This window comes from Pedobacter faecalis (assembly GCF_030182585.1).
In the GTDB taxonomy this organism is placed as follows: domain Bacteria; phylum Bacteroidota; class Bacteroidia; order Sphingobacteriales; family Sphingobacteriaceae; genus Pedobacter; species Pedobacter faecalis.
Genome location: NZ_JARXOW010000001.1, coordinates 857,244 through 868,408 on the forward strand (window position 1 = coordinate 857,244; position 11,165 = coordinate 868,408).

General features: G+C 45.9%; 15 protein-coding genes. 10 read left to right on the forward strand and 5 right to left on the reverse strand.

Going from position 1 to position 11,165, the window contains the following annotated elements; translation table 11 throughout:
- Positions 1-466: 466 nt before the first annotated feature.
- The 5 genes from QEP07_RS03790 to QEP07_RS03810 form a co-directional block, all read right to left on the reverse strand.
- Positions 467-826, reverse strand: coding sequence for a hypothetical protein (locus tag QEP07_RS03790; RefSeq protein ID WP_285008595.1), 360 nt, complete (start codon positions 824-826; stop codon positions 467-469).
- A 146-nt stretch (positions 827-972) separates the two neighbouring features.
- Positions 973-2,034, reverse strand: a complete 1,062-nt coding sequence (locus tag QEP07_RS03795) for a PEGA domain-containing protein (RefSeq protein ID WP_285008596.1) — start codon at positions 2,032-2,034, stop codon at positions 973-975.
- A gap of 195 nt (positions 2,035-2,229) precedes the next feature.
- Positions 2,230-2,820, reverse strand: coding sequence for a Crp/Fnr family transcriptional regulator (locus tag QEP07_RS03800; protein ID WP_285008597.1), 591 nt, complete (start codon positions 2,818-2,820; stop codon positions 2,230-2,232).
- A 16-nt stretch (positions 2,821-2,836) separates the two neighbouring features.
- Positions 2,837-3,448: a cyclic nucleotide-binding domain-containing protein gene (locus QEP07_RS03805; protein ID WP_285008598.1), complete on the reverse strand. Its 612-nt coding sequence runs from the start codon at positions 3,446-3,448 to the stop codon at positions 2,837-2,839.
- Positions 3,449-3,648: 200 nt separating this feature from the next.
- A complete protein-coding gene (locus QEP07_RS03810; protein ID WP_285008599.1) occupies positions 3,649-5,142 on the reverse strand; it encodes a GntR family transcriptional regulator in 1,494 nt (497 codons plus the stop codon).
- Positions 5,143-5,329: 187 nt separating this feature from the next.
- Between QEP07_RS03810 and QEP07_RS03815 the strand changes: the two genes are divergently transcribed.
- The 10 genes from QEP07_RS03815 to QEP07_RS03865 all read left to right on the forward strand — a co-directional run bounded on the left by QEP07_RS03815 (position 5,330) and on the right by QEP07_RS03865 (position 11,157).
- The gene (locus QEP07_RS03815) at positions 5,330-5,941 is read left to right on the forward strand and encodes a cyclic nucleotide-binding domain-containing protein (RefSeq protein ID WP_285008600.1); all 612 of its coding nucleotides are present in this window, start codon (positions 5,330-5,332) and stop codon (positions 5,939-5,941) included.
- Positions 5,942-6,008: 67 nt separating this feature from the next.
- Positions 6,009-6,623, forward strand: a complete 615-nt coding sequence (locus QEP07_RS03820; protein WP_285008601.1) for a hypothetical protein — start codon at positions 6,009-6,011, stop codon at positions 6,621-6,623.
- Positions 6,624-6,646: 23 nt separating this feature from the next.
- The gene (locus tag QEP07_RS03825; RefSeq protein ID WP_285008602.1) at positions 6,647-7,033 is read left to right on the forward strand and encodes a hypothetical protein; all 387 of its coding nucleotides are present in this window, start codon (positions 6,647-6,649) and stop codon (positions 7,031-7,033) included.
- Between the two features lie 87 nt (positions 7,034-7,120).
- Entirely contained in the window at positions 7,121-7,768 is a 648-nt protein-coding gene (locus QEP07_RS03830; protein WP_285008603.1) for a DUF6266 family protein, read from the forward strand.
- Positions 7,769-7,841: 73 nt separating this feature from the next.
- Positions 7,842-8,201, forward strand: coding sequence for a hypothetical protein (locus QEP07_RS03835; RefSeq protein ID WP_285008604.1), 360 nt, complete (start codon positions 7,842-7,844; stop codon positions 8,199-8,201).
- Entirely contained in the window at positions 8,120-8,641 is a 522-nt protein-coding gene (locus tag QEP07_RS03840) for a C40 family peptidase (RefSeq protein ID WP_285008605.1), read from the forward strand. Before QEP07_RS03835 ends, QEP07_RS03840 begins: the two co-directional genes overlap by 82 nt.
- 8 nt (positions 8,642-8,649) lie before the next feature.
- A complete protein-coding gene (locus tag QEP07_RS03845) occupies positions 8,650-9,288 on the forward strand; it encodes a DUF6266 family protein (protein WP_285008606.1) in 639 nt (212 codons plus the stop codon).
- A 334-nt stretch (positions 9,289-9,622) separates the two neighbouring features.
- Positions 9,623-9,871 carry a hypothetical protein gene (locus tag QEP07_RS03850; RefSeq protein ID WP_285008607.1) on the forward strand — a complete coding sequence of 83 codons (249 nt, stop codon included), beginning with the start codon at positions 9,623-9,625 and terminating at the stop codon, positions 9,869-9,871.
- A 16-nt stretch (positions 9,872-9,887) separates the two neighbouring features.
- A complete protein-coding gene (locus QEP07_RS03855; protein WP_285008608.1) occupies positions 9,888-10,574 on the forward strand; it encodes a hypothetical protein in 687 nt (228 codons plus the stop codon).
- Positions 10,575-10,827: 253 nt separating this feature from the next.
- Entirely contained in the window at positions 10,828-11,157 is a 330-nt protein-coding gene (locus QEP07_RS03865; protein WP_285008610.1) for a nucleotide pyrophosphohydrolase, read from the forward strand.
- The last annotated feature ends 8 nt before the right edge of the window (positions 11,158-11,165 follow it).

The following is an 11,165-nucleotide window of genomic DNA, read 5'->3' on the forward strand; positions in this document are numbered from 1 at the left end:
ATTAATTTTACTAAAAAATGAGCTTCACGATGAAATTTAAATTATTCATTAATTTGTACCTCACGCTACTGATTGTAACGCTCGGGAGCATACACTTTTTATCGGAATATAGAGGCTTGAAGTACAATATTAAAGCCTCGATTTTTGGATTTTCGTTCTACCCAACACTGTGGACGTTTCTTTTCACAATATTAGTTACAATTGTAGCTGTGTTTGTCACAGTCAGATTGTATACAATCCTGTACAAACGCAATCGTAAAGACAATTTGTGAATAAGAACCGTAACCCTTCCAAAATCTCGGACTGTTTGAGTGACGAAAAACGTAGCAATTTTCCGTTACCAAACAAATCATCTTATAGATAAATCAAATATACCACTGCACAGATGCCCATTTCGACTGGGGTACCAGGTGATTTGCCATTCTGATTTGTAATTGTGATTTTATATAACCAAATCCGAATAAACTTAACCCTCATAAGTAATGAACAGTTGAGGTTTGTTCAGTCTTTCGATAAGCCCATCGCTTTCTAGACGGAAAAGCGGCAGCCGGATATTTTCCGGTGTAGCTAAATTCTTAAAATTGTCAGCGAAGAACAACTCACCACGAGAAGATCCCAAAGAATGAATTTTAATCCACAAATAACGGTAGTCTGAAGGCAAAAACCTAACTCCCCCCACCCTCAACTTCTTCAAATTCCTTGCAAACGTATCCGGATCCATGTTCAGAAAATCAGCGAGGAGCGACTTAGCGCTCACCTCGAAAAGCCTGGGTCTGGCTTCATAAAGCCTCTTGGTTTGCTTAAAGGTATCGAGGCGCATATCCATGGTATGTTGCTGCCGTTTTCTAACGTGCTGATCGCGCAGGCATTCAATAATCTGCTCCGTATCCCGAAATTTATGTTTTAATATGGCCAGATTATAGATTATGGAGAGCGGCGCCCGGAGGGTGCCGCTTCATTCAGGTTTAATACCTATTCGTTCCTGAACAGAATATCCAGTTCATATTTCTTATCATAAGCCTCGTGGATGATATAACTGATCATCGGTTTTGAGCCAACAGGGGAAATAACGATGCCATCACCAGAACTTGCTCTAACAAATGCCAAATTAGTTTCTGCTTTGATTTTAGTTAGGATTTCCTGCCGGGCACGATCAGCACTTTCATAATCGCCAAATCTGCTGATACAAAAGGCATAGTTTTTAACAGAACCATCTCCATCTACATCAAAAGATTTTGAACCAGCATTTTGAGTCTTTTTATTGAGAATATCTTTAGCCACATAAAAAACACGGCCTTGAAATCTCATACGTTTAAGAGATGTAGAAGCTTCAGGATTTAATTTAAAAAACTCATCAACGCTCAGTCCGACCTTAAATTTGTATTTTTCACGCAATTCTTCTAAGTATTTCGCTGCCCTCTCTTTTTGATTACGCTCTGCTATGATGTCAGACGCCTTAAACTCACCGTTGATCATATTTACGAAGACGTTGGTCGTATTTCCTTCCACAATATTGATTCTCTCCTTGACAATCTTGTTTCCAAACGACAGTTCGATGTCATAGCTGCCTTCTGGAATGTCATCTGCCAGCCACTCATCTTTTGTTTTGGGCATATTCCTGATTCCCTCGATGGATGGAATAGAAATTTTTATTTCGATTGGTACAGACTGGATCACCAGCTTTCCCGTTGGCAATTTTGCCTGGTTTTCAGTCACGCCGCTATTTCCCTGCTCAGAAATGGTAACCGTATGCTTAACGAACGGCTTAACCTTATAGGCAAATACCTCTTTGGCCTTAACACTTATATTTTCTTCAAACGGAGCATAGCCTTTCTTGACAATTTTTATCCGGTGCGTACCGGCACTAACGTTTTCGATAATGTATCCATTAAATTCAGCCGTTGTTATTCCCTTGAACTCGTTGTTCAAATAAACAGATAGGTTAGGTTCGCCATTGACCTGAATATAGCTGTTTTGCGCAAAAACTGTATTCAATCCGATAACTGAAAAGAGCAGAATAAGAAGATTTTTCATCTTGAAGTGTTAATGGCCATCAATATAGTAATAAAAATAGATTGTTTGTTGAGTGATGGAAGCCCGGAAGGGTAAGGTATGTAACGCCACCGAACGTTTCGGGCGATACCGTTCATGGGTACTTGCAGTTTTATATGACCGCATTCCCCAGCCCATCGTGAAAATAATTGATCATGTCGGAGAAAACCGACAAAATCAGCCCTTCAACCTCTTCAAATTTCTTGCAAAAGTATCCGGATCCATATTCAGAAAATCAGCGAGGAGCGACTTAGCGCTCACCTCAAAAAGCCTGGGCCTCGCTTCATAGAGCCTCTTGGTTTGTCTGAATGTGCCGAGCCGCATATCCATGGTATGCTGCAACCGTTTTCTAATGTGCTGGTCGCGCAGGCATTCAATAATCTGCTCCGTCTCCCGAAATTCATGTTTTAATATGGCTAGATTGTAGGCCGAAAGACCAATGCATTCGCAGGTTTCCAGCGCTTCAATAATGGCTTCAGAAGGCTTTCCGCTAAAAATACCCGGACTGGTAAATACGGCATCTCCATCATCCCAAAACCAGGTCGTGTTGATGCCGCGTGGATTTTCTTTAACGGTTTTTTCAGACATTACCCCTGAATGTATGAACAGTAAGGTCGACTGGGTTTCGCGGTAATGCTGTACAATATCGCCCTTTCGGTATACCGGGTAAGTGACCAGATCCTGGAGGCGACTGATGAAAAAAGGACTGAGTGTGTGAAATTTCTGCATGAGCTGGATCATGCCAATAAAAGCTGATGGATATTTCATATGTTGGGTCATAATACTAAGCTGAAAACAACATTTTCCTGTATCTTAATAAAGTTCTGCGCGACACCTGCAGGTAGGCCGACAGGATATCATCGAAACGGAAAAACCTGACGGCGCGCAACATCGGGAATAGTTTATAAAAACAGTCTACTTTCGTTTCCCGCTCCCGGGAGCATAGGAAGTTACGGCGCTGTTCGTGCAACTGGTCGTAATAGTTTACTGCCGCGTTCAAGGCCATTTGCAGATTTGGATATGCTTCGGCCAGCACCAAACACTTTTGAAAGTTAAGCTCCAGCAGCAGGCTGCCGCTAAGGGAAACGAGCGTAACCGGCGAAGGTTCATGTTCCAGGAAACTCCTGAAAATCACGATTTCGCCTTCCCGGTAAATCCGGGTCACGTACCTCAGCATATCCAGGTCTTCATACCAGGCCACCACAGTGCCGCGCACGATATAAAAAAAGCGGTCGTCGGTTTTCCCCTGCTTCAGCAAGGTAGTCTTTACGCGGACATTCAATTCCGTCATATGATCCCAAAGGGCCGTCTCCAGCCCGGCAGCCAGGAAGAGGTCGGCATCCAGGCTGCGCAGATGCTCCATGAATTTTTTAAAAGGTTTTTGTATAGTCAGCATATATCTGGTTTAGTTGAGGGTCAAAGTTGAGGAGCCATTTCCTGCAAATCCAGTGGAAAAAGCCGACAAAAGTCGTATCACCGTACCGATAGTTGTCGGCCGCCCTGCAGCCTCCATGCCCCTACCTTGTTCGGGAATAGTCTGGGTCTGGTCTGGGCTTTGTTCGCAAAACAGGGTACCTTTTGTGGACAAGTGTTGGATTAAGCCCCCATTAAGCCCGAACCTGGTGGAGAGAGTTCCCGCATGAACTTCTCCTGAAGCACCTTGGCGGCGATCTGGGCTTCCTGGATTTCCCATGATCCAAAGCCCAAACGGACTTTAGAGACGCCTGGCTGAGGCCTGGCACCATCCGGGTGATAAGGAATCTCGCGGTTGGCCCGAACGATCAGATCCATCGATTCCTGCAGGTTTTTATCGCTGTGAAAGTCGAGCCATAAACTGAGGCCGCTCGAGGGTTTGATCATGTGCACCCCGAGGTGCAGGTAATTGTCCATTTCCATCCAAACCTGTTCCAGATGGGCTTTCTTAGCGATCTTCATGCGATTGATATAGGCAAATACTTTCCTTGTGCTGAACAGATCGGCAATGATTCTTTCCTGGAGGAGATCGCGGAATTCAAACTTTTGCTTAGGCACGGCCTTGAGCAGTTCGATAAACCCGGGGGCCGCCACAACGGTACGGATCTGCTGCATATAGGGCGTAAGCAGACTCAAAGCGCCGATGTAAATGACGTGACCGCCATGATCGTACCTAACCATCTCTTCGAAAGGTTTGCTTTCATACCAGAATTCGTGGTAATCATCCTCTTCAACAATATAGAAACCATAAGATCTGGCCAGATGGATGAGCGCAGCGCATTGTTCGGGCTTCAGATGACTGCTTTCCGGAAAACTGCATTGCGGGCGCAGGTAGAGCATTTTAATTTTGTTATGCTGCAGGAATCTTTCCAGATCCTCCACGAAAGAAGGGCGGGACATATCCAATGAATGACACACCACACCGGTTTCCTGCAAAACACCATGAAGCAGGATATCCTGCGGGGAGGTGTTTACCACCACATCAGCGGGACGCAGTAAGGTTTTCGTCACCGCATCAAGCGCCTGCCCCCTGCCCAGTATGACATCCAGGCAAGGCCCGGAAATCGAAAATTTCCTGATCACATCGAGATAGTGTAAAACGGATGCTTTAAGTGCCGCACCTTCCAGGTCCCTTACCCGATCGATCTGGTTCATGCTCTGGTATCTCTTCACATGCTGATTCATAAAATGGTGGTAGTGCCAAACGGGCGCGTACTCCGGTCCCGGCGTGTCGAACCCTATGGTTGAGAAGTTGGGCGTTGGCGCCGTCTTAACGCTGCTAATTCCATTAAGCGGAGAAATATACACCGGAAGTTTATCTAAAATTCTCCTAGGTTTATAAAGTTTCTCATGCCCCGGAAAGGTCTCCGACACAAATGTTCCGCGACCGGCAATCGTACAAATCCAGCCCTCCTCCGTAAGCAAACGATAAACTTTCAGCGCAGTGTTTCTGTGCATACGGTTCCAGGCACTCATCTGCCGGTTTGAAGGCAAAGGCGCTTTCGGAAGAAGCACACCATCCAATATTTTTCCTTTTATAAATCTGTAGACCTGGTCGATATAGGATCCCTCGACAAGTCCTTCAATAGTCCAAAAGCTTTGGTTCAGTTTCGGCATAATAATTCAGTTTTTTTCTAAATAACTCACTTAATTGCATTAAAAGCAAATATTAACGACAATAATTTCAGATTAGAAAACTGTCACACCGATATAAAACATAAAGTGGCACACTAAACCTTATTTTTCTGTTTACGATATTTGAGCTCATCCTTATGTATGTATGAATTAACTTATCTATTGACGTATGACGAATGCATTATCGACAACTAACGAAGTTCGAATAGCAGAGCTTTTCCTCTCCGCATTACTCCAGAAAAAAGACATATCGCCAGCAATGGCGAAAGATATTCTGAATTACACAACGCTGGGCTGGCTGGGCGACTACGGCCGTATCGAATATCCGGGACCGGCTGAAGACGGATGTCTGTGGTTTTCCCCAACCAGCATGGCCCATAGCTACACCTACGATCCGGAGCAGCAGCACACTTCGGGCACCCGCATTTACCAGCCTAAGGAAATCATCTTCAACAGCGACAGCCTGTTGTACGGTCTTAACCGAACGGATCATATACAGACGATGAGTGCTGGCGAGTGGTTGAGCATCCCTTTTACCGATGTACGCGCCTTAATGACAACACACGGGGACATTAATAATGCAATACAAAAGCTCGCCGAAGAGGAAGACCGCTGTTTCCGCAGGCGTACAGCGCTTTTAAAACTTCACCCGCTTGAGCGCGTTGGCCGGTTTACAACCGAAAACGGCAGTTTTATCCGTTGTTCCACCCCGGAGTTACAAGCTATTCATGTAAATCTGCCGGTAAGCGAATATCGGGAGATTGTTGAAAAACAGGGCTAACTGTGACAAATGGCGTAGTTAGCCCTGAATGAGCACCATAGTTTTGCAGTATAAAAATTTATAATTTATGAAAGAACAAGAAAAAACTTTAATTCATGGATCCATCCTTCACATCTTAGATTGGATGGCAAAAGAGTGTATGACATTTGGCCTCGCACGGGCTGTGCAGGAAGAATTAGCAGACATCAAAGACCTCATTGATCCCAACCCGTTTTTCAAGCCGGGCGGCGAGGGTGTTATTGGATTTCCGGGGGTGGACTGCCAGCTTTTGGCGCTTGTAGAGGATAAATTGGTGGTCAACGTCATGAACTCGGCAAAACGCATCATTGAGGCTAAAGAACATTTCTCCGCTATGGTAAACCAGGAACATATTAGCGATGCATTCAGCAAACTTCACTTCGCAATAGCCATCCAAACGTTTGAAAATATACCAAACTTTGATACGGAAGATTCCACCGATGATCAGGGCAGGGTCTACGAATTCTACTACATGTTGTTGATGAAGCTGAACGTTTGCGCACATCAGTGCAAGCTTGGCAGGTTTGACGTGTTTGACGAAAGTGACCTGGCATTCGAAGAACATTTTTATGCATGGTATGAGATCGACATGGGCGATTGTGAGGAAGGGAAATTGCTTACTAAACTTATGATAGATATATCGAACGACATGACCGCGTTTTGAGGTTTATTATTAAAAACGGGGCTATGAAAGAACAAGTATTAACCATGAACATCAGGAAGCTTCGGCACCAGGTAGGCAAATTAAACCTGCGCACCGCCGAAGGCCTGTTTAAGATCAAAGAACTGGACTTACTCCTGCCCTTTCTGGGCCTAATGGAACAGTTGCGCCGGGCGCTCATTGCCGGTGGCGGAAGAAAAACGGTACTTCAGCTTGCCGACACACGCGGAAGCCGCTGGGACATGAACATCAACTGCGTAGAAGGTGAAGCCCGGATTGACGTTTCGTCTGTCCAAACCCCATTGCAGCAGGGAGCGCGAAATGCCTTCAGATGGCGCGGCACCATTGCCACACTCTGTATGTCCATTGCAGGGATGAACAAACATGTAAAGAAAGGAGGTTCGATGAGGTAGCCGATTTATCAAAAGAACAATATCAAAAGACTAAAAGTCGCCCCGGTACTTTAAACCAGGGAATTTCACCATTTCAACATAAGAAAAATGGGAAAATATCTAAAAGGGATCCTGGGCTCATTCTCAGGACTGATTGGCACTGTGGTTGGTGCCAGCTGGAAAGGCATAGATTATATGCGCAGCAGACCAAAAAAATCAAATAAACCTGCTACGGAAGAGCAGCAGAAACAACGCGACACCTTTGCATTGGTAACCAGCTTTTTGCGGCCCATCACCGATGTGGTAAACCTCGGCTTCCAGGCCTACAACAAAGGTGAGACGCCTTATAATGCCGCGTTCAGCAGTATTATGGACAAAGCGATCACCGGTGTATATCCGGCCGTCGAAATCAACTATCCCCAGGTAGAACTGAGTCGTGGCAGTCTGCTCGACTGCCCGGAAATCAGCGTGGCGTCCGACGAGGAGTCGACACTGAGCCTTACCTGGGTAGATAATGCGCCCACTCCGGATAAGAACAGCAACGCCACGGATAAAATCAGCATCGTGGTATACAACCCGGTTAAAAACAAGTATGTCACGGCAATCAGTGTCGTGGCGCGCTCCACCGGCAGCTATGAGATGTCGCTACCGCTCAACTTCAGCGGCGACGAGGTTGCAGTTTGGGCTTTCTTTGCCGCAGCAAACGGCAAGAAAGTGAACGACAGCGTATTCCTCGGCGAAATACCTGTAATGTAGGCTATCCCCTTTTTATAAGGGTACTGAAGGCGGCAGCATCCCGTTGCCGCCTTCTTAACTATAAATCAATAATATGAGAGAATTAAGTTTAAAAATGGCAGGCAGCATAAAGAAAGAGCATACCCTGCTGGGCGCCTTGTTGCTGTTGTGGGGGCTAAGTCCCAATATGATCCAGTTGCTAGACCATACCGCGGGGCTGATTGATCAGAGCATCTGGATGCTGGTACTACTGGCCGTGATTTCCTTCCTGATGATGACCGGCCTGGCCTGGTGGCTATTGCAGCGATTCTGGACCGCCATGAAGTTACCTGCCCGGAGCAGGATGTTTGCACAATTTAACACCCTTGAACTATGGCAGCAGTTAAGTTTTTACTTTGCTTCCTTTGCCTTGCTTTTATTGGCAGCAACAGGAGCTTTGGTAGCCGTGTTGTAACGAGCGCCGAAGCCGCGCGACTGCTGAAAGTAGCAGCAGCCGAAGTAGGCGTACGAGAACTTACCGGCAATAACGACGGCCCCATGGTTGAGGAATACCTGGCCTATTCCGGCCTGAAAAAAGGGAACCCCTGGTGCGCCGCCTGGGTAAGCTGGTGCTTTGGAAAGGCCGGTTGGCCGGCGCCACGTAGCGCGTGGAGCCCTTCCCTATTCCCGCAGCGCAGGGCGGTTCAGGCTCCGGAGCCCGGGCTGGTTTTTGGGATTTACTATCCCGAGCTAAAACGCATCGCCCATTGCGGGATTGTAGAAAGAACGCAGGGCGACATGGTCCATACCCTGGAAGGAAACACAAACCCGGCCGGAAGCCGGGAAGGGCAAGGCGTATACCGCAGACTGCGGCACCGACGCAGCATAGCCCAATACGCAAAATGGTTTAATTGATAAAATTTATGGCTAGATATAAAGATGGCATAAACGGCAGCTTCAGCGGGACCGTCGGAAAGGTAGTCGGCGCCTCCTGGCGCGGCATTGACTACATGCGAAGTAAACCGGCCCCATTTGAAAGAACAGACGCGCAGCTTATACAACAAGCGAAGTTCACTTTGGTAAGCGGCTGGTTAAAACCCCTCAGGGATTTGATATGGATTGGGTACAAGTTCATCACCGATGCAAAAACCCCGATGAACGGCGCCATGTCTTATCACCTCACCGAGGCCGTACTTGGCGACGCGCCGGACTACTACAGGATTGATTTCCCGAAAGCGATCTTTAGTCGCGGTGAACTCATCATTTCCCTGATCCGGGAAATACATTCGCTGATCAAATGCCTGATAGAGATCATGTGGGACGACATCCAGGAATCCGTCTTCTGCAGCAAAGACGACAAGGCCACCATTATTGTGTATAATCCGGCAAAGGGCAAGTTCGTCACTTTTGAGAACGCCGCCGACCGTGCTGAGGGCGTGGCACGATTGACGGTGCCTAAGAACTTCTCGGGCGATACCGTTCATGGGTACTTGCAGTATGTAAGTGCTGATGGGCAAAGGGTGAGCACAACGCAGTATTTGGGTGAGATTTTAGTGGGGTGAGGTTATTTTGGATTTGGAAGCGGCGCCCGGAGGGTGCCGCTTCATTCCTTATGACTCGACAACAAAGCCTAAACCCGCACTACAATTGGGACGTTGAGAACAATACACACTACGGGATGGATTTTCCACAAAATTCCGGAACATAGTTAAGTATATTTCACATAAATCGCTATTAAACAGCCATGTGGAAAATCGGAACGTTTTAGTCAAACGGCAGTTTTTTGCTATTTAATTTGCCAAAAAGACATATTTTTCGTCTTATTTACCAAATTTATTAGTTTACACCAATCTCTCGGCATAGTTAATGCACTACTGATGTAAATATGAGTTAGTTATGAAAAAGAATACAAAAATCACCTCCGCTCCAATTGCAAGCATGGCCTCAGATGTTTTAAGAAACCCAAGTTCCTCGGCCATAGCTAAAGAACTAGCTGCGTCGGCGCTTTCTCAGAGAATTCCTTCTCACCAAACAGGCTCTAACCTGGAAAGCAAAGCGTCTCATGTTTTAAACAGCGATAAATACAGTGATCAGACGAAGCAACTTGCTGCGTCAATTTTGAGCCAGTCAAATAAAAGCCGTTAATTAATATCTATAAGCGATGATTGAGAAGGTATCTATTGGGGATGTCGTTGAATTTAGTAGGAAGTCGCCCACCTCACAGGTGACGATGGCAAATAAGTTGAAAAAACCTAAAAGTTCTGATGAAAAGAAAGATGGAGGTGGAAACTATTGGGCTAACTGCCTCAGTGCAATTAAAAGCGCATTGAAGAAGGATAGCCACCTGCCGATTTCTGAAAAAATTACTCAGTTGGAGAAGACACTAAGAGCTGAAAAAATCCAACGAAACAAAGATCGTTGGCAAAGGAACTTGGATATACTACACGGCTTCGAAGATTTCGACTTCTCCACACTGCAACCTAGGACACCTTTTGAGGTTTTAAAAGGTTTAGACGAGAAGATGCCGCTCATCATCGAAGACCTTCCTATTAAAGTCAAGCCCGACTACATAGTATCCTTCGAAGACAAAGGAGTTAAAATGATAGGTGCTGTATTGTTCGTTGGTAAGAAGAAGAAGTTTGAGCGGGAAAATCTCGCGGTTTTTGCAGACGCGCTTTATAGGTACCTATCAAAAAATAAGGGTGCCGAGTACCAGGTGAGCAAGACAGTGTGTACGGTGGTCGATTTCATAACGTTACGCGTCGTGAGATACAGCGGTATTGATAATGAGAGTCTAACTAGCAGTCTAGATGAAATACTTAGAAAAATACGTGTTCTTGTGGGCTAGGTAGTGACCTCACAATGACCGCCCCTTGAACACCTGACTATGCATAAGAATTTCTCGGGCGATGCCGTTCATGGGTACTTGCAGTATGTAAGTGCCGATGGGGAGAGAGTGAGCACAACGCAGTACTTGGGTGAGATTTTGGTGGGGTGAGGCTATTTTGGATTTGGAAGCGGCGCCCGGAGGGTGCCGCTTCCAAAGGTATTGCTAAACCTCGCAATTTTTTCCTACTTTCAACCATATTTTTATATCCACTATGGAAGATTGGAAGAAATTGCAAGAAGCTCTGATTGCATTCAGAAATGAGCGTGAATGGGAACAGTTTCATAACCCAAAAGACCTTGCTCTGGCCCTTTCCATAGAGGCGGCTGAATTAAACGAGCTTTTTCTATGGAAGAAGCCTGAAGATGCTAACCATGAAAAGGTAGCAGACGAGTTGGCCGATGTACTGGCGTATGCGCTCCTGTTAGCTCAGAAATACAATTTGAATGTCAGTCAGATTGTATTGGATAAAATCGCTAAAAATGCAGAAAAATACCCTGTTGATAAAGCGAAGGGCTCAGCGAAGAAATACAATGAACTTTAACCTCTCCA